Origin of the sequence: Peribacillus sp. TH14 (assembly GCF_016651145.1) — a bacterium.
In the GTDB taxonomy this organism is placed as follows: Bacteria; Bacillota; Bacilli; order Bacillales; family DSM-1321; genus Peribacillus; species Peribacillus butanolivorans.
Genome location: NZ_JAEKEK010000001.1, coordinates 3333215 through 3355317, shown reverse-complemented (window position 1 = coordinate 3355317; position 22103 = coordinate 3333215). Strand labels below are relative to the sequence as shown.

28 protein-coding genes and 2 riboswitches are annotated in these 22103 nt (G+C 38.1%); of the genes, 13 read left to right on the top strand and 15 right to left on the bottom strand.

Annotation, left to right across the window (positions count from 1 at the left end; all coding sequences use genetic code 11):
• Positions 1-52: 52 nt before the first annotated feature.
• Complete coding sequence (locus JFU50_RS16275; RefSeq protein WP_201186304.1) at positions 53-367, bottom strand: MGMT family protein; 315 nt, start codon at positions 365-367, stop codon at positions 53-55.
• Positions 368-391: 24 nt separating this feature from the next.
• On the bottom strand, positions 392-949 hold the full coding sequence (locus tag JFU50_RS16270; RefSeq protein WP_098175714.1) for an MEDS domain-containing protein: 558 nt from the start codon (positions 947-949) through the stop codon (positions 392-394).
• A 633-nt stretch (positions 950-1582) separates the two neighbouring features.
• Between JFU50_RS16270 and JFU50_RS16260 the strand changes: the two genes are divergently transcribed.
• Positions 1583-2512: an SDR family oxidoreductase gene (locus tag JFU50_RS16260; RefSeq protein WP_201223333.1), complete on the top strand. Its 930-nt coding sequence runs from the start codon at positions 1583-1585 to the stop codon at positions 2510-2512.
• Between the two features lie 245 nt (positions 2513-2757).
• Here JFU50_RS16260 and JFU50_RS16255 read toward each other — a convergent pair whose 3' ends face one another.
• The 5 genes from JFU50_RS16255 to JFU50_RS16235 form a co-directional block, all read right to left on the bottom strand.
• Positions 2758-2943 carry a sporulation protein Cse60 gene (locus JFU50_RS16255; protein ID WP_053347393.1) on the bottom strand — a complete coding sequence of 62 codons (186 nt, stop codon included), beginning with the start codon at positions 2941-2943 and terminating at the stop codon, positions 2758-2760.
• A 66-nt stretch (positions 2944-3009) separates the two neighbouring features.
• Positions 3010-4092, bottom strand: a complete 1083-nt coding sequence (locus tag JFU50_RS16250) for a tartrate dehydrogenase (protein WP_056521728.1) — start codon at positions 4090-4092, stop codon at positions 3010-3012.
• A 478-nt stretch (positions 4093-4570) separates the two neighbouring features.
• Positions 4571-4882, bottom strand: a complete 312-nt coding sequence (locus JFU50_RS16245; protein ID WP_056521725.1) for a rhodanese-like domain-containing protein — start codon at positions 4880-4882, stop codon at positions 4571-4573.
• Positions 4883-4968: 86 nt separating this feature from the next.
• Positions 4969-5175, bottom strand: a complete 207-nt coding sequence (locus JFU50_RS16240) for a hypothetical protein (protein WP_056521723.1) — start codon at positions 5173-5175, stop codon at positions 4969-4971.
• Positions 5176-5480: 305 nt separating this feature from the next.
• Positions 5481-6509, bottom strand: a complete 1029-nt coding sequence (locus tag JFU50_RS16235) for an NADH:flavin oxidoreductase/NADH oxidase (protein ID WP_201186308.1) — start codon at positions 6507-6509, stop codon at positions 5481-5483.
• 193 nt (positions 6510-6702) lie between these two features.
• On the opposite strand from JFU50_RS16235, the gene JFU50_RS16230 reads away from it, so the two are divergent.
• Complete coding sequence (locus tag JFU50_RS16230; protein ID WP_201186310.1) at positions 6703-7146, top strand: MarR family winged helix-turn-helix transcriptional regulator; 444 nt, start codon at positions 6703-6705, stop codon at positions 7144-7146.
• Positions 7147-7311: 165 nt separating this feature from the next.
• On the opposite strand, the gene JFU50_RS16225 is transcribed toward JFU50_RS16230, so the two are convergent.
• Both JFU50_RS16225 and JFU50_RS16220 read right to left on the bottom strand, forming a co-directional pair.
• Entirely contained in the window at positions 7312-8154 is an 843-nt protein-coding gene (locus tag JFU50_RS16225) for an aldo/keto reductase (RefSeq protein ID WP_201186312.1), read from the bottom strand.
• A 155-nt stretch (positions 8155-8309) separates the two neighbouring features.
• Positions 8310-9512, bottom strand: a complete 1203-nt coding sequence (locus JFU50_RS16220; RefSeq protein WP_201223331.1) for an MFS transporter — start codon at positions 9510-9512, stop codon at positions 8310-8312.
• A 205-nt stretch (positions 9513-9717) separates the two neighbouring features.
• Between JFU50_RS16220 and JFU50_RS16215 the strand changes: the two genes are divergently transcribed.
• The 6 genes from JFU50_RS16215 to JFU50_RS16190 all read left to right on the top strand — a co-directional run bounded on the left by JFU50_RS16215 (position 9718) and on the right by JFU50_RS16190 (position 13832).
• Positions 9718-10080 carry a winged helix-turn-helix transcriptional regulator gene (locus tag JFU50_RS16215; protein ID WP_053347398.1) on the top strand — a complete coding sequence of 121 codons (363 nt, stop codon included), beginning with the start codon at positions 9718-9720 and terminating at the stop codon, positions 10078-10080.
• Between the two features lie 328 nt (positions 10081-10408).
• Positions 10409-10708 carry a hypothetical protein gene (locus JFU50_RS16210; RefSeq protein ID WP_201223329.1) on the top strand — a complete coding sequence of 100 codons (300 nt, stop codon included), beginning with the start codon at positions 10409-10411 and terminating at the stop codon, positions 10706-10708.
• Positions 10709-10764: 56 nt separating this feature from the next.
• On the top strand, positions 10765-11904 hold the full coding sequence (locus tag JFU50_RS16205; RefSeq protein WP_201223327.1) for a CAP domain-containing protein: 1140 nt from the start codon (positions 10765-10767) through the stop codon (positions 11902-11904).
• Positions 11905-12127: 223 nt separating this feature from the next.
• On the top strand, positions 12128-12724 hold the full coding sequence (locus JFU50_RS16200) for a TetR/AcrR family transcriptional regulator (protein WP_201223325.1): 597 nt from the start codon (positions 12128-12130) through the stop codon (positions 12722-12724).
• A 57-nt stretch (positions 12725-12781) separates the two neighbouring features.
• Positions 12782-12952 (top strand): anti-repressor SinI family protein, encoded by a 171-nt coding sequence (locus tag JFU50_RS16195; RefSeq protein ID WP_201186317.1) that lies wholly within the window; start codon positions 12782-12784, stop codon positions 12950-12952.
• Positions 12953-13127: 175 nt separating this feature from the next.
• Positions 13128-13832, top strand: a complete 705-nt coding sequence (locus tag JFU50_RS16190) for a DUF421 domain-containing protein (RefSeq protein ID WP_053347402.1) — start codon at positions 13128-13130, stop codon at positions 13830-13832.
• Positions 13833-14010: 178 nt separating this feature from the next.
• On the opposite strand, the gene JFU50_RS16185 is transcribed toward JFU50_RS16190, so the two are convergent.
• Positions 14011-14751, bottom strand: coding sequence for an alpha/beta hydrolase (locus JFU50_RS16185; protein WP_053347403.1), 741 nt, complete (start codon positions 14749-14751; stop codon positions 14011-14013).
• A gap of 287 nt (positions 14752-15038) precedes the next feature.
• Here JFU50_RS16185 and JFU50_RS16180 point away from each other — a divergent pair, with 287 nt between their 5' ends.
• From JFU50_RS16180 to JFU50_RS16170, 3 genes are read left to right on the top strand one after another with little or no spacing between them, the layout of a single operon-like run.
• Positions 15039-15380 (top strand): PadR family transcriptional regulator, encoded by a 342-nt coding sequence (locus JFU50_RS16180; protein ID WP_242486929.1) that lies wholly within the window; start codon positions 15039-15041, stop codon positions 15378-15380.
• Positions 15380-16243 carry a permease prefix domain 1-containing protein gene (locus tag JFU50_RS16175; protein ID WP_201223323.1) on the top strand — a complete coding sequence of 288 codons (864 nt, stop codon included), beginning with the start codon at positions 15380-15382 and terminating at the stop codon, positions 16241-16243. The genes JFU50_RS16180 and JFU50_RS16175 overlap by 1 nt, the downstream gene beginning before the upstream one ends.
• Positions 16244-16255: 12 nt before the next feature.
• Positions 16256-17287, top strand: coding sequence for a hypothetical protein (locus tag JFU50_RS16170; RefSeq protein ID WP_201223322.1), 1032 nt, complete (start codon positions 16256-16258; stop codon positions 17285-17287).
• Positions 17288-17837: 550 nt separating this feature from the next.
• Here the strand turns inward: JFU50_RS16170 and JFU50_RS16165 are convergent.
• Both JFU50_RS16165 and JFU50_RS16160 read right to left on the bottom strand, forming a co-directional pair.
• Complete coding sequence (locus JFU50_RS16165) at positions 17838-17993, bottom strand: hypothetical protein (protein ID WP_201186322.1); 156 nt, start codon at positions 17991-17993, stop codon at positions 17838-17840.
• A 22-nt stretch (positions 17994-18015) separates the two neighbouring features.
• The gene (locus tag JFU50_RS16160) at positions 18016-18558 is read right to left on the bottom strand and encodes a VUT family protein (protein ID WP_201223321.1); all 543 of its coding nucleotides are present in this window, start codon (positions 18556-18558) and stop codon (positions 18016-18018) included.
• Between the two features lie 51 nt (positions 18559-18609).
• Positions 18610-18652: riboswitch (PreQ1 riboswitch) on the bottom strand.
• Between the two features lie 261 nt (positions 18653-18913).
• Here JFU50_RS16160 and JFU50_RS16155 point away from each other — a divergent pair.
• The gene (locus JFU50_RS16155) at positions 18914-19483 is read left to right on the top strand and encodes a TetR/AcrR family transcriptional regulator (RefSeq protein WP_201186324.1); all 570 of its coding nucleotides are present in this window, start codon (positions 18914-18916) and stop codon (positions 19481-19483) included.
• A gap of 51 nt (positions 19484-19534) precedes the next feature.
• Positions 19535-19882 (top strand): DUF4260 domain-containing protein, encoded by a 348-nt coding sequence (locus JFU50_RS16150; protein ID WP_201223320.1) that lies wholly within the window; start codon positions 19535-19537, stop codon positions 19880-19882.
• 81 nt (positions 19883-19963) lie between these two features.
• On the opposite strand, the gene queE is transcribed toward JFU50_RS16150, so the two are convergent.
• The 3 genes from queE to queC are packed head-to-tail and all read right to left on the bottom strand — an operon-like array spanning position 19964 to position 21817.
• Positions 19964-20692, bottom strand: a complete 729-nt coding sequence (queE, locus tag JFU50_RS16145) for a 7-carboxy-7-deazaguanine synthase QueE (RefSeq protein WP_201188000.1) — start codon at positions 20690-20692, stop codon at positions 19964-19966.
• On the bottom strand, positions 20685-21155 hold the full coding sequence (queD, locus tag JFU50_RS16140) for a 6-carboxytetrahydropterin synthase QueD (RefSeq protein ID WP_053347411.1): 471 nt from the start codon (positions 21153-21155) through the stop codon (positions 20685-20687). Before queD ends, queE begins: the two co-directional genes overlap by 8 nt.
• Entirely contained in the window at positions 21155-21817 is a 663-nt protein-coding gene (gene queC, locus JFU50_RS16135; protein ID WP_056521783.1) for a 7-cyano-7-deazaguanine synthase QueC, read from the bottom strand. The genes queD and queC overlap by 1 nt, the downstream gene beginning before the upstream one ends.
• A gap of 58 nt (positions 21818-21875) precedes the next feature.
• Positions 21876-21918, bottom strand: a riboswitch (PreQ1 riboswitch).
• Positions 21919-22103 lie beyond the last annotated feature (185 nt).

Below are 22103 nucleotides of genomic sequence, written 5' to 3'. Positions count from 1 at the left end.
TCGCGGAATTTTCCCGACCACAAACCCGATTATGAGAGCATTCAATCCACCATTAAAAACTCTCAGGATGATAGCGATATACTTCTAAATCAATTGTGTCCCGCTCTGTGAATGTGACTCCTTCACTTTCTAGCATCCATTTCTGGTGAGACGCGGCGCCTTCTGCTTTTATACCAATCTCACCTTTGGCATTGATCACCCTATGCCAAGGAAGGTTATATTTTTCGCTGCTAGAATGAAGAATCCTAACAACCTGTCTTGCACCGCGCGGACTTCCAGCCAGCTGTCCAATCTGCCCATATGTCATCACTTTTCCGGCGGGAATATGTTGAATAATCGTAATCACTCGTTCAGTAAAACTCTCCAAATCCCTCTCCCCTTATTAGTAATTTCAGTTAGCCAAAATCGTAATTTTTTCATCGGTTATGAGAACTCTATGATATTTAATCAAGATTGATTTAAGCGCGGCAGGTACTCTGTAATCATCATAAGCACATACAGAAATCAAACCTCGTTCAGTAATCAATTTATCAATACCTTTTTCATATTCACCTATTGCATCCATAGCTTGGTCGTCATTTCCCCATTCAACATGGCCCCAGGTTCTGACGAAAATATTCCTTTCAGAATATGTATCGATATTTTCCAAGAAATAATTAACCATCGTTGAAGGATGGAAATCGCCATGAAAACAGTAAAAATCAAAATTATTAATATGATGCACTTTCGCCAATTGCTCCTCATTTAAATGAAGTTGCAATTTCTTATATACGAAAGGAAAGATTCGATCATTTTCGACGACCAAGATATGATCCCCCTGCTCAACACCGGAAATAATGAACATAGCCTCTTTCTCCATGTAGGTTTCCAGTTCATTAAAACAGTATAATATATGGGCCCCGTTCGATTGCTGTATATCTTTAATCAGTTGTTTCATATTGTTATCCAAAATGGATCTCCCCTTTTAATACATCAGTCACCACAGTGTATTATGTTTAACTTTACCTATTATTCGCGTGTTTGTAAAATTCATTGTATACTATAATCTGTTTTCACTAAATAATATACAAAATCTATGTAGAAGCTAGTGTGAATATTTGCAATATAATAGTATAGCGAACTACCTCTGTCCGCTTGTTTACGAAGCAAAGGTAGCCTAATCCAGTATGATATATTGCTTAATGTACAAATTCCGATGTTAAGCGTCTCTCTTTAAACTACTAATTTATTTAGGCTGTGCACTATAATCACAATTTAAATCACAGGATAATAGGGTACATAACGTGGATTACAATAATAAGGCTGTCTAGGTCCTATGAGGGGCATTTCAAAAGTGTAGGAATCAGAATCGTATAACAACTCTACTTTTTCATCCGACTGTCCGACCAAGAGCAACTTCACTTCTTCACTAAAATAATATTGCATAATGATGCCTCCAAATCTTTTTTTTCTACCCTTCAGCATATTCAAATTGCACAGCAATGAGCCGGTACTTAAGCTGGTTTATTCGATTTTATCATGCACGGCAATAGCCTATTTGACATAAGGTAAACCGACTATATTCTTTTTAGGAGGATTCCTCATGTCACAAGACAATCAAAAGAAGTCATCCGATCAAGACTATCCCATGTATCCCAACTATGGAAAGATCACACGTTACCAAGACCTTCCTATCACGGTTCCGGAACAGCGCCAATATCGCCAACCCGGTGTAGAAAAACTAATGGTGCCCCAACCAATCATTGAAAACCTTAATTACTGCGGCAGCGGGAAATTAACAGGAAAGGTCGCACTTATAACAGGAGGTGACAGCGGAATTGGTGCAGCAGTAGCGATTGCTTTTGCAAAAGAAGGCGCAGATGTTTCTATTGCTTATTTGGATGAACATGAGGATGCCAATCGAACAAAATCGAGAATTGAAGAGCTTGGACAACATTGCTTATTATTGCCTGGTGACTTAAGAGAAAAACAGCAATGTATCCATATCGTGGAAGAAACCATCGAAACATTTGGAAAGCTAGATATTCTTTGTAACCACGTCGGTATTCAATTTCAGCAATTAAGCTTGCTAGAGATCACGGATGAGCAGTTCGATAATACCTTTAAAGTAAACATCTATTCACACTTTTACACAACTCGAGCAGCCCTTCCGTACTTAAAAGCAGGAAGTTCTATCATTAATACATCTTCCGTTGTGGCCTTTAAAGGTCATAAACAATTGATTGATTACACAGCAACTAAAGGGGCTAACATTGGTTTTACTCGTGCACTGGCAAACAGTCTAGTAGATAAAGGCATCCGGGTGAACGCTGTTGCTCCTGGACGGGTATGGACGCCCCTCATCCCCTCTAGTTTCTCCGCAGACGAAGTTACCCAAGTTGACAATCCAATGGAACGCCAAGGCCAGCCCTTTGAACTAGCCCCTACCTTTGTCTATCTCGCTTCCGATGATTCACGTTTTGTTACCGGACAAACACTTCATGTCAATGGCGGGGAAGTGACATCATCCTAACGGCTCTCTATAAATCTAGGATTTACGCAACTTAGACGACATGCCCCCCTTTTTCATTTGACTACTCCAATGATTATGTTAGTACCTTAGGAGTATATCTTTTGCGATTCCTTACAAGATCGCTTTCGGTTTTGAAGGTTGTAGAGCTACAAAATTAGACTACCTCAGTCCGCTCGGTTAAAAGCAAAGGGTAGTCTAATAATGGTTTTATTTATATGACTTAAAATGATAGGGCAGTTCAGCCTTTATCTTTTCTTATAAATAATCATCGCGCTAAAGCAGTAAATCTGTTTCTCTTCCTCTTCACCTGTAGTGGCGACATTGTATTTGATATCGACAATTTGATTATCACGGATGTCTTCAAGGAAGACATTCATTTCATCTTCTAAGTCCTGTTCATGCTCATAATCAAATAATTTCACTTGAATCATCGGCTCTCCCCTGCCCTTTTTACTATAATGATAGTTATTGAGCAGGATTCCCATTTTTCCTTAAAATTATACCTGACTGGTTTTCAAAGCGGATAATAAAGCCACTACTTCATTGCCGACTTCTTCTGTAGAAGACACCCCGCCCATATCAGGAGTCAGGGTCTTTTTATCAACCATTACCTGTTCGATCACATCTAATACTTTTGCGCCCCAATTTTCATGCCCAAAGAAATCAAGAATCTGACTCGCTGACCAAAGAGCAGCAAGTGGATTGGCAATGCCTTGATGAGCAATATCCGGCGCTGAACCATGAATCGGCTCAAACATCGAAGGATAGACTCGTTCCGGATTTAAATTGGCACCGGCCGCCAGACCCATCCCACCTGCAATGGCTGCACCTAAATCGGTGATGATATCACCAAACAAATTGGATGTGACAACGATTTGAAACCGTTCCGGCTGTTTAACAAAAAACATGCTTGCCGCATCAACCAAATAGGAGTGTGTTTCTACATCAGGATATTCCTGTCCGACTTCTTCAAAAACCTGATCCCAAAAAACCATCGAATAATTCAATGCGTTCGCCTTACTTATACTAGTTAGTGTTCTTCCTGTTTTGCGCGCCAGTTCATACGCATAGCGGATGATCCTCTCCGTTCCTTTTCGCGAAAAAACCCCCGTCTGCAGCACGACTTCTTCTGGCTTCCCTTTGAATAACCAATCACCAGCACCTGCATATTCGCCTTCGCTGTTCTCACGGATGACTACCATATCGATTTGATCACGCGTCACGTCTTTTAACGGACAAGGTGCTCCCTGAAGCAATTTAACAGGACGAACATTCACATATTGATCGAATTGCTTTCTGATTTTCAGCAGAAGTTCCCTTAGTGAGATATGGTCCGGAACTCCAGGATAACCGACAGCCCCAAGATACACGGCTTCATACTTCTTCAACTGCTCCATACCATCGTCGGGCAGCATCTTCCCATGCTCGAGATAATATTCGCAGCCCCAAGGAAAATATGTAAACTCGAACGAAAAATCCCCAGCTAATTCAGCCACCTTGTTTAGTACTTTCACGCCTTCATTGATCACTTCGGGACCAATTCCATCTCCCGCAATGACCGCTATTTTATAAACATTCATTCAGCGGACGCTCCTTTATCTATATTTTCAGATTTCAGCACCCTAATTTTAACATATATCACCATTTCCCTCTTTCAAACTCAGCCAAATATCCGTTTTCCGCTGCTTCACCTATAAAGCCGCAAATCTTCTATTTGAAACAGCCATGAGTTGGGTGAGAGAAAAAAATCTATCTCGGAACCACTACGCTATTTTTATGAAAAAGCATGGGTTTAAGAGTATCTGCGTTAAGGATTTTCCGGAGAATTCCCTAGTTATAACCTTGATAAAAGGTTATATAGATATAGGATTGACTAAAGACAAAAGAGCCCTTTCATGGTGAAAGGGCTCCTGCGTCATGCTTTTAAATATGCACGTCTTTCCGCATATTCCCGGCATTGTGAACAAACAGTAATCTTTTTTCTTTCTTTATCGTAATAAAACGTTACGTTCTTAGATTTCCGCTTACAAAAGTAACAAGTTTTTTTGAAAAAACCCATTACTTAACGATAACTTCGCCGTCCCATTCAAGCATTCCGCCAACCATGTTTGCCACTTTATAGCCTTGTTCCTGAAGATAATGGCACACATTTTCACTGCGGCGTCCTGAACGGCAGATAAAAATATATTCTTTTTCTTTATCAAAATAGTCAAGGTTGGCTGGGATATCATTCATACGAATATGTTTAGCGCCCTCAATCATGCCTTCTTGCACTTCTTCGTCTTCACGTACATCAACAAGCTCCATAGCTTCGCCTGCCTCAAGCTTAGCTTCCACTTCTTCTGTTGTAACGATTTTGATTTCTTCCATACTTAGCACCTCAAATTATTGTTTAATTTTTCTTATTTATTATAACAAATATTCCAGCCAAACATTACTTTATGGATTATGGATATTTAAGGTTCACATACAACCGACCAGCTAATTGAAAATGCATTTTCACTTTTTTCTACCATAGGCATTCCATTATGATCAAAACATTTATTACTGGCATCCATTATACCCCGATGACTATAATAAGAATTAATAAAAAGCATGCACATTATCATTAGAAATGTTAAAAAACATGCTAATCCTAGAAATTGTTTTTTATTTTCCCCCATGTTACTCCTCCTTCCATTAACTAAAGTTCTTTCACGAAGTACATGTCTAATAGTATGGTATATACCCTCGGAAGTTCAGCCTTATTTGTAATATGTTCCCATATTTATACTACATGAAAAAAGTCCAGTCCTCCATCCATTTAGATGGTGAGGAACTGAACCCCTATTTTTAAAAACACTCATCTTTTTATTATGTCTATAACCATTCTGATAAAAGCGCACCTAACAAGGCAGCTAATTTAAAAAATAAAACGCCAGCGAATATCATTTTCGCTAGCGTTTTATTTTGAACTAATAAATCATTCTTAATGTCTGAAACCTCGCTCATATTGTTTAGGAATCTCAACTTGTTTATTCAAAGTTTTAGATGCTTCTAGAGACCAGTAAGGGTTGCGCAACATCCCTCTTCCTACGGCCACCAAATCTGCTTCTTCATTTCCAATAATTGAGTTTGCAAGAATTGGATCATCTAATCTACCTACAGCAATCACTGGAATATCCAAAGCTTTTTTAATTTCCCTAGCCAATGGCGTTTGATAGCTAGCATGCGTGCCCGGTCTTCCGTCTGCTCCAATCGGGCCTTCTCCGCCAGAGCTGACATGGAACATATCCACACCGGCTTCTTTAAAGACTTTGGAAAACTCAATACTTTCTTCCAGACCGTATCCGCCTTCCACGTATTCTTTTGCAGAAATACGCATAATTAAAGGCATATCAGCTGGCATTTCGCTTTTCACTGCTTTAATTACTTCTACTCCAAATTTAGTTAAGTCTTTTCCGTATTCATCTTCACGTTTATTCGTAAGTGGCGAGGTGAATTGGTGAATTAAATATCCGTGTGCCCCATGCAATTCAATAACGTCAAAGCCTGCTTGAACGGCTCTTCTAACTGAGTTACGGAATTTATCGACCATTTCCCTAACTTCTTCTGTCTCCAAAGCTCTTGGTGTCTTAAACGTTTCGTCAAACGCGATGGCTGATGGCGCTACCGGCGTTTCTGCATCCTGCGCTTTACGCCCTGCATGAGCAATTTGGATACCGATTTTTGCACCGTATTGATGAACTTCTTTAACAATTTTGGCGAAAGCTTCAACTTGATCGTCAGACCACAATCCAAGATCACCATTCGAAATACGTCCGTCTGGCTCTACATCGGTCATTTCCACTATAATTAATCCAGCTCCGCCAACTGCTCTGCTTACATAATGATGAAGATGCCAATTTGTAGGTATACCATCCTCAGCTTCGACAGAGTATTGGCACATTGGTGGCATAACAACCCTATTTTTAAGTTCAAGCTCTTTTATACGATAAGGTGAAAATAAATGAGTCATATTTTTTATATCTCCCTTACAGATTATTTTTTAATGCATGCACATGCATTTATATCATCTTGATAACTTTGTGTCAATTAATCAGATTCTCTTGAACACCTAATTCTGATGTTGTAAACGTTATCCTCTGTTGGTACATTTATTTTTATTTATGTTATATTTAAGATAAGTAAGCAGAGGTAGGCGAAAATAATTGTCCAGTGAACAAAACCTTATAAATACATGGCTATCCTTTACACGTATTCATGCCGAGCTCTCAAATGAGCTAGATCGGATATTGCAAGCAAGACACCAAACGACTTTAAATGAGTTTTATGTTCTATTATTTTTATCGAAAACTCCGGAAAAAAAACTGAGGCTATTAGAATTGCAGCAGTTAGTAGGCTTAAGCCAAAGTGCGATGTCCAGACTTTCTGTAAGAATGGAAAATAAAAGTTGTGGTGTCATTCAAAGGCTTGGATATGAAGATGATCGCCGTGGTGTATGTGCAACCATAACAGACCGGGGAGAGCTACGACTTCAAGAAATACTAACAACGGTTAATGAAACACTTGAAAAATCATTAAAGACCAGTGATATCGACACTGCACTGAAATTCTTTATTAATGTAAAGAGCAGTCTTCAGGAGAATGAATGACTCATCTGGATAACGCTGTATAGGTTACATGAAATTTTGCGCCCCATTCATCAGAATGCGGGCTTATTTCCTATGTCCGACTTCCTAAATAAGGTTATGGGAAGAAGTAATAACAGATATTGAAAAGGAGATAGACGCACACTCTCGTCTATCTCCCTACATTAATTAAAAGTCGAAATTGTCAGGATCTGGACCAACCCGATGATTCTGATTCAAGTCGCTGATTCGGTTCATATCTTCTTCAGTCAATTCGAAATCAAATACTGATGAGTTTTCTACTATACGGTGTTCTTTTGTTGATTTTGGAATCGTTACAATCCCATTTTGTAAATCCCAACGTAAAATGACTTGTGCTACAGATTTGCCATACTTAGTCGCAATTTCTTGTAATACCTCATTATCCAGTAATTCACCTTGCATTAATGGAGACCAAGCTTCTAGTTGAATGCCTTGTTCCTTACAAAATGCTTGTACTTCTTTTTGAGTCAAGCGTGGATGACATTCGACTTGATTGACCATAGGCTTCACTTCTGCGTCCTTTATTACGTCTTTAAGATGATGAATCTGGAAATTACTTACTCCGATTGCTTTAACTTTTCCTTCTTTATAAAGAGTCTCTAATGCTTTCCAAGCTTCTTTATATTTTCCTTCGACAGGCCAATGTATAAGATATAAATCTAAATACTCTAAGCCAAGTTTCTTTAAGCTTGTTTCGTATGCTGCGATTGTGGATTCGTATCCTAAATCAGCATTCCAAACTTTTGAAGTTACAAATAAATCCTCTCTTGAGATTCCAGCTTCTTTTAGCCCCTCACGGATTCCTTGCCCAACTCCTTCTTCATTTTCGTAAATTGCTGCCGTATCAATGCTGCGATAGCCATGTTTAATCGCCACTTTGACCGCATTTACTAATTCAGGACCTTCTTCTACCTTAAATACGCCCAAGCCGAACCAAGGCATTTTAACACCGTTGTGCAACGTTGTTGTATCTTGTAAATTTTTCACCATAATCAATCTACCTCCAAAATTTCTATTAATTGAAATCATATAATGCCCTAAAGGATCATTACATCCCTTCAAGGAATCTTCCGCATTCACTGAAGGGATGCAATGATCCCTTGACATATTATTTGACCGTGGAAATTATTAATAAGTTTCTTACCCTAACACGCTTCACCTTTCTTACTATTCCCTTCTTTCATTCCTTCCCGCTTTCTATCTTTACTTTCGAGAGCTCGACTCCAACCTGTTAATATTACGGCTACAAACACCATCACTCCACCTATCCAAGCTGTATGGATGAGCCCGATAGAATCCGTAATGATTCCACCTAAGTAGGCACCAATAGCAATTCCTGCATTAAATGCAGCAATATTGATAGCAGACGCCACGTCAACTGCACTCGGGACAAAACGCTCAGCTAACGTCACAACATAGACTTGAAGTCCTGGCACATTCATGAAGGCAAATAACCCCATTAAAATAATAGTAATTAATCCAGCTACCTTAAACGGAGCCGTGAAAGATAAAATCACAAGTACAATAGCCTGTATAAGAAACATATAGAATAGGGCATTAATAGGATTGCGATTAGCTAGCTTTCCGCCAATTGTGTTCCCTATAGCAATGGCCACTCCATATACTAGCAAAATTACGGCAACTGTTCCTTCTTTAAATCCTGTCACCTGCTGTAGCAAGGGAGATAAATAAGTAAAGACAACGAATGTACCTCCATATCCTAATGCTGTAATAATGAATACAAGCAATAAGCGGCCATTTGTTACTAATTTGATTTGATCACGGAACGTGGTGCGAGTAGCTTTTTGTAAATCAGACGGAACAAGGATGCTGTTCCCAAGGAAAGCAATTATGCCGATTGCCACAATAATAATAAAAGCAAATCTCCAACCAAAATGTTGCCCTATAAAAGTTCCAAAAGGAACACCTGTCACAGTCGCTACCGTTAGCCCTGTAAACATAATGGCAATCGCACTCGCTCTGCGATTTTCAGGTACTAAATCTGCTGCAATCGTAGCACCTATTGACATGAAAACACCATGAGCTAAGGCAGAGATGACACGGGCTGTCAGTAATACCCCGATGCCAGTAGCACTAGCCGCAAGTGTATTTCCAGCAATAAACACTATCATAATCCAGAGTAATAAAGATTTGCGAGACATATTAGATGTTAGAGATGTCAGAATAGGTGCTCCGAACATTACACCTAAAGCATATAAGGAAACTGTTAATCCGGCAGTTGTCACTGTAATGTGTAGATCTTTTGAAATTAGTGGTAACAGTCCCACACTAATAAACTCTGTTGTTCCAATTGCAAAGGCACTGATTGCTAAAGCCAGTAATGCCAACGTACTTCTTTTTTATCTATAATCATATTATCTTCTCCTTCTAATTGATTTGTTCTATCATGAAATTGCTTATAGCAATAAAATGTACAGTGATAATCTGTCGACAAATGTTATTATGATTTATAATAGAAATAAAAAACAGTACGTACTTTAAAGTGTTATAGGCACCTTTAAGTGCCTATAAAGTAAGGAGAGTTAAAAAATTATGCAGAAAAAGAAGTACAATATTTCAGTCGAAGCTACACTGGAGGTACTAGGTGGAAAATGGAAATGTGTGATTCTTTGCCATCTAACACATGGTAAAAAACGTACAAGCGAATTAAAACGTCTTATGCCAAACATTACGCAAAAAATGTTGACCCAACAATTACGTGAGTTAGAAAAAGACGGAGTGATCAATCGGATCGTTTACAACCAAGTTCCGCCCAAAGTTGAATATGAACTTAGTGAATATGGACAGAGTTTAGAAAGTATTTTAACCGCGCTATGTACGTGGGGAGAAAATCATATAACCAAAGTATATGGGGATAAGTTTGCCGTTCTTGAGGAAAGTATATTAAATGATTAAAGTAATTCACTTAAATTAAAATTAAGAATCTAAAAACACCAAAAACGAAATCCACTATAGAGGGATTTCGTTTTTGGTTAGGGAAAAATGAGTGCCAAGTAAATGAGTCACCTCTTGATCAAATAAATAAAGCCACCCTAGATTGAATCAGCATATTCCATATTCCCATATCGAATCAATCAAACTTTGCAACACACTGGATTGCCATTTTTCCATGGTCATGAGATTGCATAACATGCTTTTATTAGTTCTTTTTCTTTTGGTATAATAGCATGATCGTATTAAAACCAAATCAATTAAAAGTCATAAATAAACTTATGGAGGAAATATGAGGGTCATTTTAGAGTTGATACGTATTTTATTAATATTAGGATTAGGCGGAGCGATTATTTCCACCGTACTAATCGCCATATATACAAGCATAGGCGTTAACATGGATCAGTATGGCTGGCTAGGTTCTATTGCGATACTTTTTTTATTATTTGTTTGGTATAGAAACAAGTTGCAGTTCAGTGGATGGTACACTGGAAATGGGAGAGAAAAGCTGCCCAAAAAGGTCTCACTGTCACTGATCCTGTGTTCACTCTTATTGTTAGTTTCACCACCCCTTTTAAGCTTATCTATTTAACCAACAATAAACAGGAGAATAGTTCCTGAATTTCAAATAGAGCAGGAGTGAACGATTTGCGGAAACTGTTTAATATTGTTGTTCTCTTACTCCTACTCGGTGGATTTTGGTACGGTTATGGTAATGACATTCAGGAGTCTGGGTTTAAGGCCGGGGTTAGATCCTTTGCATCCGATGTTCGCTCCCTTATAAACGGACCAGAGGTTTCGACTGCCCTGGACAAGCTGAATACCGGAGTCAACTACCTGATAGGCGAGCTAACAGAAACGTTGGATAACGCTTCTAAAGAAGAACAACCTGAAACGGAACAAGTGAAAAAACCAACATTGGAAGCTCCCGCTGAGGCCTCCTTTTCAGTCCGTAATATCGAAATTGGCGACACTAAGGCTGCTGTTGAAAAACTGGCTGGTGTAGCAAAGCGGCAAACCCGGAATGAATATGGCGTAGACTGGTTCGCTTATCACGAAAATTATCAAAATTTCTTCATGGTTGCCTACGATACTGACGATAAAGTTGTTGGATTATATACGAACCAAGATTTAATCTCCTCAAAACAAGGAATTAAACGCGGCACGCCTAAAGAAGCAGTGACTGAAAAATTAGGAGATCCTGTAACAAAACTCCTTAAAGGAAACGTCTATTACCAGATTCGAAGCGATGGCGAATACGATATGTTTGAAATGGATAAGAGCTATGTGACTATCTTCTATGACAAACATGAGAAAAATACAGTTACATCAATCCAAATTATCGACGCAAAATTGGAAAAACAAAAGAGTGCCTATTTTGCAGAAGCCAGTCCGGAGTTAAAGAACGGCTTTGAATATCAACTATTTGACCTGACTAATGCATCAAGGGTTAACCATGATCTCTCGGTCCTTTCTTGGGATAAACAAGTGAAAGTGACCGCTCAGGATCACAGTGCCGATATGGCAGTGAATCATTACTTCAACCATAATAACCTTGAAGGAGAATCCCCCTTTGACCGAATGGAAGATGACAAAATCACTTTTCGAATGGCTGGGGAAAACCTCGCAGCCGGTCAGAACAGCAGTATCTTTGCTCATGAAGGGTTAATGAACTCCATCGGACACAGGGAAAATAAATTACAAAAAGATTTTGAATCTCTCGGAGTCGGCGTCGCCTTTGAAGATAATGCAAAACCGTATTATACAGAAAATTATTTAACAAAGTAATATCAAAAAGCCGTTTCTGGAGAAATCCCGCACGGCTTTTTTTGATTCTATCCTCCTGATTTTAAAAGAATCTCAACACCGTCCTAGAGTTATCTTCTTTACTTTATAGTTGTTTTTTTATTTTTATAATATTCAGTTTATTTTTCTTGACTGGAACTTTAACACTATAAGATAATACTTAAGAGTAATATAATGACAAATTAAACTTTGGGGTAACGGATTTATGATGAAAAGAGGTAGAAAAAAGGGTGCCAACGGTGAACAGAGTCGAGCTTTACTACTCTTCATCGCGGCAGATGAGTTTGCTCGGAAGGGTTATTTTGAAACAAAAGTTAGTACAATCGTTCATAGAGCAAATTTAAGTCAGCCTACTTTTTATCTGTATTTTGAAAGTAAAGAGGCCATTTTTAAGGAGTTAGTTAAGAAATTCCGATATGAATTATTTAATCTTACTATACAGAGCCGGCTTGAAACTGGGCTTGATTTAAACGCTATTCCCCTCAAAATCACCCAAGGATTAGCCGCGATATTTCGTTTCTTTGCTGAAAATCAAAGTTTAACTCGAATTGGTTTTTTTCTCTCTCAAGAGGCTGAAGAAATAAAGAAGCAGTTAGCTGCACAAATAAAAGAAAACCTGATTTATGAACAACAAAATGGCTATTTCCATCCAGATGCTAACATGTTGATTATAGCTGAAAGCTTGGTCGGAATTATTGAACGTTTAACCATAACTCAAATTTTTGAAGAAAACATTCAGCCTGAAATATTAGCGAATGAAATTGTACACCTTTTGTTGGACGGATTGTTAGTTAAGACCTAATAATTCATTTTACTTTTCTAACTATTATTTAAAATATAGTTGATAGGGAGTATTATTATGAATTCTATAAAGCAATCGCAGCAGGAACCGCTCGAAAGAATGTGGATTGCACTTATCATTGAAGCGAAACAAAGCGGAATAACAAAAGAACAGGTCAGAAAATTTATTAGACAGCATCAAATGAATAATGCTTTCGAAACAGATTTACAGCCGCAAATGGAAGATTAGTTTGTAGGAATAATAATTTCAAAGCGAATAAAAGATGGACTCCATATGGAAGTCCATCTTTTATCTGAAAATCTAATTAATTTGTACTTCATCTATATTATTTTCTTGTGATAATCATTGGTCAAAAGCTCCATACTAAACCTTAAACCCCATTAAAAAAAGGATGTGAGTTTAGATGGACTTTTTTCACGGCCAAGAAGCACTTACTATAATTCAGTGGATCTTAAGGGCCATTGTGTCTTACTTCTTTTTACTATTTGCAGCTAAAATAATGGGGCAACGAGCTATTTCTCAGTTAAGATTACTTGATTTTTTAATAGCATTAATTATTGGAAACATCCTTGCCCATCCTTTATCTGATGAACAGTTAGGTTTAAAGGGACCATTGATAACGACAGCCGTATTAGTACTTTTATATATTTTTTGCGTTTTTTTGAGCCTAAAGTGGGGAAAACTTCGAAGTTTTTTTGAAAACTCTCCTTTTCCCCTTATAGAAAATGGGCAAATTGTTTATAAAAGCTTAGCCAAAGCAAGAATCTCTATCGATTTTTTATTATCTGAATTAAGAAAAGAAAAAATTGAAGATATTCAAAAAGTTGCGCTTGCATTATGGGAACCAGATGGTACAATTTCATTTTTTTTAAACCCTCAATATGAAGCCGTAACCCCTGCCGATTTAGAACTAGTAACAAAAACCTTTTCTTTTCCTAGAACGATTATTAAAGAGGGAAAAATTGATTTTAGTGAATTAACCCGCATTGGTAAAGACGAAGAATGGCTTAAAAACCGAATAAAAACTGCATACAGTGAGGACGTATATGATATTTTATTAGCAACCATTGATAATAACGATACAGTGAAAATCTTTTTATACAAATAGATTTTGAAGCTAAACCATATAAAGTAAGTCCTCTTAGCTATGCCTCTATTTAATACGATTTACTTTTACTTAAGGAAGAGAGTAGTTTTATACCCTGAATGTTAAAGGCCATCAAATTGGTGGCCTTCTTAGGACAAGATTACCCCTGTTTATACATAGAGAAAACTTCCCTCTGCTTCTACCAAAGTAGTGTATTTAAGAACTTATACACATCCTCATAAACCTGCTCACGTTCTTTGCCTAATGTGATTATATGGCCAGAGTTTTCGTACCATATCAAGTGTTTATGCTGCGTATCGACTTCACTGAAAATCGCTGTAGCACTGTTCGTATAGTCGGGATCATCCAAGCGCCCTTGTAGAACAAGAGTTGGTGATGTGATTAAATCTAAATTTTCACCAGTCTCATTTATTATATTCACCACATCTTTCAGTTGAGTCATAGGCTCTTCTTCCAACAGCTTCACTTCGGCAGCAATTTGGTCTGCATCTTTGCCTTCAAACTTCTTATAAGCCTGTGCATAATTGAGCAAGCGGTTTTTTTGTCGATCGATACTTTTTCCTTGCGTCGGAGCACACATTGAAACCACCCCTATCACAGGAAGTTCAATTCCTACTTTTAATGAGAACACTCCTCCTAAAGAAATTCCTACAACAGCAATTTCCTCGTAGCCTTCATCTTTAAGGAATTGATAACCATCCACTACGTCTTTCCACCATTCCTTTGGACCTGTTTTAGCAAGTTCCTCGGCTGATACTCCGTGCCCTCTATAAAGAGGCCCGTGACAGGTATAGTCGCGATCATTCAGGTATTTCCCTAATTTTTTCATATCTCCTGTACTTCCGGTAAACCCGTGAAGTAAAAGAACAGCTCTATTTCCACCTCTGTATGTGAATGACTCAGGTGCTTTCACTTTCATCTATCTAGGACCTTCTTTCTGCTCTTGTTGATAAATAGAATCTAAATGATTTTCAAAAAAAAATCAATTAATACCCCTTGAGTGGGATTTCTTCTATCCTATTCCGTATTTTCATTAAAACAGTTAAATCAAGTATATAGTATCCTTACCACACTCTTTACAACTCATCCGTTCAGAAGCACATTTTACTATGATTGATTTTATTTAGCAATCGTCATTTAACCATTTTTTTTAAAAAAGTAAAATATACCTTGTAATACGATGTGCATCGTATTACACTAAAGCAAATGAAAAAAGAAGGTGATTTTTTGGATAAAGAATTGATGAAGGGAAGTATTGACCTCCTCCTGCTTTCACTTCTTTCACAAAAAGAGCTGTATGGCTATGAAATGACGAAGATTCTAAGGCAAATGAGCGAGGGGCAATACGAAATCAGTGAAGGCACCCTATATCCGGCTCTTAAGCGTTTAGAAAGAAAGGAATTTATAGAAGGGTATTGGAAAGAGTCCGAGTCCGGACGCAGGAAATATTATCGTATCACAGACAGCGGCCAAACCGAGCTTGAACGTAAACGCAGCAGCTTTACCTTCCTTGAAAATTTAGTTCGGAAAAGCGCAGAGGATTTCTGATGAAAACAACATTTGAAAGGTATGTAAAAAAAATAGTCAACCAAACCGATTGTACCAAGGAAGAAAAAGAAGATATGTTTGAAGAACTGCTTCTCCATCTGGAGTTGAGCCGGGATGATTTAATAAAGCAGGGGAAGACCCCAAAAGAAGCCGAGAAAATGGCATTAATCCTTTTTGGCGACGAATGGGAAATCGGCAGTCAAATTCAGCAGGCCATTTTTCCATACCGAAAAGAGCTTATGCTGACTTTATCCATCGTTTCAATTCTTTTTACGTTTTCGGTGTATGCGCTGCAACTATTCCAAGAAGGAGATGCTTACATCGGCTGGCTTCTTTTTTCGATACTGACTAGTGCAACTTTACTCTCACTTACACTTAACCTCCTAGTCTCTATCAACCGGAAAATCATGGTCAACACCGTGTTAGTGACCCATGCCCTTGTCTATATATATGGATGGGGAATTGCGTCCGCCCTTGACTTTACATTATTTCCTTTATTCAGCCTGATTATGGCAGCGATTCTCCTACTATCCCTTTACCTCATTTACAAAACAGCCTTGGTTCTTCCAGGATATAGTGGAAAGAATTTAAAAAAAGTAAAACTTCTGCACATTTCCAATATTACACTCGGCATCTTGATTTTGTCAGTTACCTTATTTTTCTTATATGCTTTTTTAATCTTCTCAAGTGACGTCCAGCCGTTTATGCTATTATTTTTCATCCCGACTGTCTTATGGATTTCGTTATATATCCTACAGATTAAACTGTTAAAAAAGCATCCTACGGCATCAAATATATGTGCTGTTCTACAGGTATTACTTGTTCTAGCAATTATTTTTACGATGATGATACTCTACCGTTAAGGAGTCCTTCAAATGAAAAAGAAGCACATCTATCTCATTCTGATCACGCTTGCGATTGTGACTGTCTTGTTTGTCATCGCCGGCTTGATCTTTAAAAAAGAAGAAAATGAAAAGCAGCAGGGCTTAACCAATCAATACGACGTATCCACTCAGGGTACAATTGCATACGTCACACACTTTAAGGGAAAACCACAATTAAAACTCTATAATCCAACATTATCCGTTGAAGAAAAAGTCCTTGAATTGAGCAACGATGAACAAATCCTCGACCCGACTTATTCCTACGATGGAAATATGCTTGCCTTTATTGTAGCTAAAAAAAACCAAGAAGAAGATTCAACTAGTTCCATTCAGCTTCTTGATATGAAATCACAGAAAATCAGTGAATTATTCAAAGCAGACTTCCTGATCACAGAACTCGATTTCACAAAAAGCGGCCGCTCTCTCTTTTATATTGGAGCCGGTTCGTTTAAAAACTATTCGCCGATCACGGGTCCCCGCCCTCACGATCTCGATATTTATGAATTTGATATAGAAAAAAAGGAGTCCACCCAGCTGACCTCTTTTAAGAAATATGGTCTTAGTTCCCTAAATGTCACCACAGATGGAAAAGCCGCTTATTATCAAACCGATGATGATGCGGATGCTAAAACGGCTGATGAGATTTTCGAAACGCATCAACGGATTTTCAAAGTGAAATTTGACCAAACAGGTATCGAAACCGTCACAGACTCTAAACGTGATGTCGATATTTTTGATTTCACAATTGCCCCGGATGAAAAAACGATGATTTTCCAGTCCATCTCCAACGAGCAATCAGGTAGTACCTATATTTATGAGCTTTATAGCTATGACCTCAAAACCAAGACCGAAAAGCAGCTGACCCATCTTCAAGAATACACAGATCGCCCAGTCATCAGCAGCGATTCAAAAACGGTCTATTTTATGGTAGATAAGAAATTCGGCAAAAGCGACCCACAGTATCACCTATATAAAGTGGGGATTGATGGAGACAACCCGGAAGAAATTTTGTTACCTAATTAATAAAAAGGCTTCCGACACCAATTATTGACGGTGCCGGAAGCTTTTTTTATGGGGTTACTCGTGAATTTGGCTGATTTACTCGTGAATTTTCACGATTTACTTGTAAGTTTGGCTAATTTACTCGTGAGTTTCTGTTTTTCTCGTGAATTTTCACGATTTACTCGTGAATTTCTGATTTACTCGTGAATTTTCACGATTTACTCGTGAATTTCTGATTTACTCGTGAATTTTCACGATTTACTCGTGAATTTGGCTGATTTACTCGTAAGTTTTCACGATTTACTTGTAAGTTTGGCTAATTTACTCGTGAGTTTCTGATTTACTCGTGAGTTTTCACGACTTACTCGTAAGTTTCTGGTTTACTCGTGAATTATCACGATTTACTCGTGAGTTTGGCTGATTTACTCGTGAATTATCACGATTTACTCGTAAGTTTTCACGATTTACTCGTGAATTATCACGATTTACTCGCGAACCTATAATTCACACAAAAAAAAGAACCAAATTTGGTCCTTCCTTCTCTACTTATACAGATCGTTTCCTATTTATATTAATGTTTACGTTTATCTTGATTGTCTATTCCCTTATGCTTCCGATAATTGGCGCAGGAGAGCTTCATACAGTCTCCTTGGACATCCGGACCATATTTTTCACGAAAAGCTTCCAGGCAATAGCATCTATCTTCTTCCTTTTTGGGTCCATCCATTGAGTGCTTCCCTCCTACTATTTTAACCGGAGATAACGCGCTTCTCCAGTCTTACATTGATTCGGCCCAACAGCGCGGCACCGATTGACTGAATGACTGTTTTAACAATGATTTGGCCAAAAATCGCAGCGGGTACGGCTTCCCATGGCAGAACGTTGGCACCAAGTGGGCTAAGTCCAATCACAACAAATATCACCGAATCGAAAAATCCTCCGACAATCCCGCTGTAAAATACTCTCCAACTCATCGGAAGTTTTAACCGGGTATAAATTTCAGTATCAGCTGTTTCTGCCACCACGAACGATAGTGCGGAAGCAAACACAATTAAAAGGGTATCTCCTAATAAAAATGATACGCACGCTGATAATATTAGTGCCGTGACAATGCACACATACGTCTTCACTCTGCCAAATTTATTCTGAACTAGATCCCGAAAGATGAAGGTTCCCCCGATTAGTAATGTCCCCATCGGAATAATACACACACCAAGCTGTAATGGTGCAAAAGCTGCTGTAACCACATTCGCGGTGACAATGGACACTAAATACAATATAATTCTTAACATTTCTTACATTCTCCTTATACAAAAAAAACAGCACCCTAAGAAAGAGTACTGTTCTTCTTAGTTTTTTTGAGAGGGTAGCTAGAACCTCTTCCGCATGAGCGGATTATCTTTTTCCTAATTTATCGTAGCTTGAAAACGAATGGAAATCAAGAAGTTTCCACATTACCTATTTCTAAAACGAATTCAGTAAATACTTTATTAATAATTAGACTTATGGCTGATGTTTCGAATTTTGTTACTACATATGTGGATTGGAGTAGCTCCTGTCAAATCATTTTATTCTAATATTTGACAATTGAAAAACACTGCTATATGATGTTATTAACCACTGGTCAATAAATATGGAGGTGATACTATGTCGCCAAGGAAATCAGAAGGAATAGAATTATCTAAGGAAATGGTATTGAATGAAGCCCGGAAACTTTTTGCATCCGTTGGGTATTCAAAAGTTTCAATGCGGCAATTAGCTAAAACATTAGATTGTAGTCATGGCGCCATTTATTATCATTTTAAAAATAAGGCCGAAATATTTTATAGTTTGGTAAAAACGGATTTTTCTCTATTGAATAATAAAATAGATGATATCATCCTAACTGAAAATAATGCTTCTCAAAAAATAGAGAAGATATTACTATGCTTTATAGAGTTTGGGTTAACCCAGCAAAATCATTATGCAATCATGTTTTTATCTAAAGAAAAAGAAATTCAACATTTACTTCAACTTGATTCTAATAAAACATATGAAAAACTAATCAGTTCTCTGACTGACCTTACAGAAAATAAACTAAACCCTGCATCAATATGGTCTATTTTCCTTTCGCTCCACGGCTTTATAACATTTTATATTAATACACAACTTTCATATCAAGATGTAAAAAGCTTAGCTAATTTTCACGTTAAAAATATTATGAAGAGTATTGTATAATTTTTTGCACATACATTGACCAATGGTTAATAAAGATTAGGAGGCTTAAATATGGTGAAAAAATTAATACATTCTGAAGGGCTTATGGTTCTTATAGCGATAATTTATATCTATTCAATAAATGAATTTAGCTGGTCGATTTTCCTTTTATTACTATTAACACCTGACATTTCTATGTTAGCCTATCTAATCAATAATCAAATTGGTGCCAAGGTTTATAACTTGTTTCATACTTATACAATATCAATACTCATCATTTTACTAGCTGTTTCTCTAAACCAGGATACAATTTTAATGGTAGGTTTAATTTGGACGGCTCATATTGGAATGGATCGTTTTTTAGGATATGGCCTTAAATACACAACGGCTTTCAAGGCTACACACATTCAGGAGGTATAATAGTGGTATTTAGTTTATTGTCCGCATAAAAAAAGCAGTGTGATTGATCTTGCGCATCACACTGCTTCTTACTCTCTTCCTTTACACTCCCCGCTTATTTCCCCATATATACGTATGCAGCTGCGGCAGCACTTTCACATTTCTAAGTTCATCATCAGCTATTACTTTATCAATTAGCTCTTCATATTTTTTCAAAAGTCCGCTAATCAGCTGCTGATCATTAGCCGTCCTGCTGTCATCATTGCCAACCTGCAAATAAAAAGGAATATCCGGGTACCGGAAATGTACGTTTTTCGCATACTGATAATCTTCATCATCAAAGATTACAACCTTCAACGAGACATGATTATCGGGATGTCGATTGGCAAGATTAGATATTATTCGATCAAGCACCTCAAAGTCCGTGTTCATCCTAGAACTCGGTGGCTTAGGTGAAATAGTCAGTTCATCAATATCGAGAAACCAATCCTGCCAACGGCTTCCCTGTGTTTCCACGCCGGTTTTCATTCCATTATCTTTTAAAATTGCTATCAAGCCATCTAGATTTTTCAGCAGTGCTGGATTTCCACCTGATATTGTAACGAAGGAAAAGCCCTCACCGCCAATTCGCTTCAGCTCATCCCATATATCTTCGGCAGTCATTTGAACTGTATCTTCCTTACCAGTCCCGTCCCAAGTAAACGCGGAATCACACCAGGCACAAGAATAATCGCATCCTGCCGTCCGAACAAACATGGTCTTTTGTCCGATGACCATGCCCTCCCCTTGTATTGTCGGGCCGAAGATTTCCATAACAGGCAGCTTACTCACTTTCCATCCACTCCCGTCTAGCTTCAGCATAACTCGTCGGCGTTTCATATAGACGAACAAATTCGACTCTAGCACCCTCATAATTCTTGGTTAAAAGGGCTTCGGCCATTTTTTCATAAATCCAGACAACCATATTTTCAGCTGTTGTATTCATGAGCGGCAATGTTTCATTCAAATAACGATGATCAAGGTGTATTTCAATCTCATTTTTCCAAATTTCTTTGATGTCACCAAAATCTATCATCAAACCGCGTGAATCCGTATATCCGCTCAATCCGAAAATGACCCTATACGTGTGGCCATGCAAGTTCTTGCATTTGCCTTCATAGTCATGAAGATGGTGCGCGGCATCAAAGGTGAATTCCTTGCTGACCATGACCCGCTTACTTGAGTAGTTTAATTGATTCCGCTGAATATCTTTATCTATTTTTTGAAGCTTATCCACGATAGTAAAACCGTACATTATTTAAGCACCTGCCGTCTGCTTACATAGTCATCCAACCCTTTTTTCCGAAGCTTACATGCCGGACACTCACCACAGCCGTCGGATATAATCCCGTTATAACAAGTCAGAGTCTTCTCACGGACGAAATCAAATGCGCCAAGCTGATCCGCAAGCTCCCATGTTTCCTCTTTATTCAGCCACATAAGCGGCGTATCAATCACAAATGACTGGTCCATCGACAAATTCAAGGTCACGTTCAACGATTTAATGAATACATCGCGACAGTCTGGATATCCGCTGAAATCCGTCTCGCAGACACCAGTGACAATATGCTTAGCCCCAATTTGGCTTGCCAATACACCGGCAAACGAAAGGAACAGCAAATTCCGCCCTGGTACAAACGTTGACGGTAGTTCCCCGTCTTCTCCGTCCTCTACTGCGATATCACTTCGCGTTAACGCATTCGGCGCTAGTTGGTTCAACAGCGACATATCCAGAATATGATGGGTAATGCCCAGTTCCTTAGCAATCTTTTGCGCGCATTCGATTTCCAAGCTGTGCCGCTGATTATAATCAAACGTAACCGCTTCTACTTTCTCAAATCGCTCCATTGCCCAGAACAAACACGTCGTACTATCCTGTCCCCCGCTAAACACAACCACTGCCTTTTCCTTCTTCATCATTTCTATAAAACTCCTTTTTACGGAAAAAAACAGCACCCTAAGAATAGAGTACTGTTTCTCCTTAGTTTTTTTGAGAGGGTAGCTAGAACCTCTTCCGCCTAGCGGAATATTATAATTTTCCAAATTAATAGTAACTTGAATATGAAAAGAAATCAAGAAGTTTATATCAAACTGATTATAAGACCGAATGGTAAAGTTTGTTATACAACATATCTTCCCTTACCTCCTTAAATATCCTATTATTTTTCCGATAAAAAAGGGTAAACAAAAAATATAGCAAAAG

Coding starts and splice junctions, on each gene's coding strand:
- JFU50_RS16260 (WP_201223333.1), top strand. CDS start 1,583: ATGTCACAAGACAATCAAAAGAAGTCATCCGATCAAGACTATCCCATG.
- JFU50_RS16255 (WP_053347393.1), bottom strand. CDS start 2,943: ATGATTCAAGTGAAATTATTTGATTATGAGCATGAACAGGACTTAGAA.
- JFU50_RS16250 (WP_056521728.1), bottom strand. CDS start 4,092: ATGAATGTTTATAAAATAGCGGTCATTGCGGGAGATGGAATTGGTCCC.
- JFU50_RS16245 (WP_056521725.1), bottom strand. CDS start 4,882: ATGGAAGAAATCAAAATCGTTACAACAGAAGAAGTGGAAGCTAAGCTT.
- JFU50_RS16240 (WP_056521723.1), bottom strand. CDS start 5,175: ATGGGGGAAAATAAAAAACAATTTCTAGGATTAGCATGTTTTTTAACA.
- JFU50_RS16235 (WP_201186308.1), bottom strand. CDS start 6,509: ATGACTCATTTATTTTCACCTTATCGTATAAAAGAGCTTGAACTTAAA.
- JFU50_RS16225 (WP_201186312.1), bottom strand. CDS start 8,154: ATGGTGAAAAATTTACAAGATACAACAACGTTGCACAACGGTGTTAAA.
- JFU50_RS16215 (WP_053347398.1), top strand. CDS start 9,718: ATGCAGAAAAAGAAGTACAATATTTCAGTCGAAGCTACACTGGAGGTA.
- JFU50_RS16210 (WP_201223329.1), top strand. CDS start 10,409: ATGAGGGTCATTTTAGAGTTGATACGTATTTTATTAATATTAGGATTA.
- JFU50_RS16200 (WP_201223325.1), top strand. CDS start 12,128: ATGATGAAAAGAGGTAGAAAAAAGGGTGCCAACGGTGAACAGAGTCGA.
- JFU50_RS16195 (WP_201186317.1), top strand. CDS start 12,782: ATGAATTCTATAAAGCAATCGCAGCAGGAACCGCTCGAAAGAATGTGG.
- JFU50_RS16190 (WP_053347402.1), top strand. CDS start 13,128: ATGGACTTTTTTCACGGCCAAGAAGCACTTACTATAATTCAGTGGATC.
- JFU50_RS16185 (WP_053347403.1), bottom strand. CDS start 14,751: ATGAAAGTGAAAGCACCTGAGTCATTCACATACAGAGGTGGAAATAGA.
- JFU50_RS16180 (WP_242486929.1), top strand. CDS start 15,039: ATGAAAAAAGAAGGTGATTTTTTGGATAAAGAATTGATGAAGGGAAGT.
- JFU50_RS16175 (WP_201223323.1), top strand. CDS start 15,380: ATGAAAACAACATTTGAAAGGTATGTAAAAAAAATAGTCAACCAAACC.
- JFU50_RS16170 (WP_201223322.1), top strand. CDS start 16,256: ATGAAAAAGAAGCACATCTATCTCATTCTGATCACGCTTGCGATTGTG.
- JFU50_RS16165 (WP_201186322.1), bottom strand. CDS start 17,993: ATGGATGGACCCAAAAAGGAAGAAGATAGATGCTATTGCCTGGAAGCT.
- JFU50_RS16160 (WP_201223321.1), bottom strand. CDS start 18,558: ATGTTAAGAATTATATTGTATTTAGTGTCCATTGTCACCGCGAATGTG.
- JFU50_RS16155 (WP_201186324.1), top strand. CDS start 18,914: ATGTCGCCAAGGAAATCAGAAGGAATAGAATTATCTAAGGAAATGGTA.
- JFU50_RS16150 (WP_201223320.1), top strand. CDS start 19,535: ATGGTGAAAAAATTAATACATTCTGAAGGGCTTATGGTTCTTATAGCG.
- queD (WP_053347411.1), bottom strand. CDS start 21,155: ATGTACGGTTTTACTATCGTGGATAAGCTTCAAAAAATAGATAAAGAT.
- queC (WP_056521783.1), bottom strand. CDS start 21,817: ATGAAGAAGGAAAAGGCAGTGGTTGTGTTTAGCGGGGGACAGGATAGT.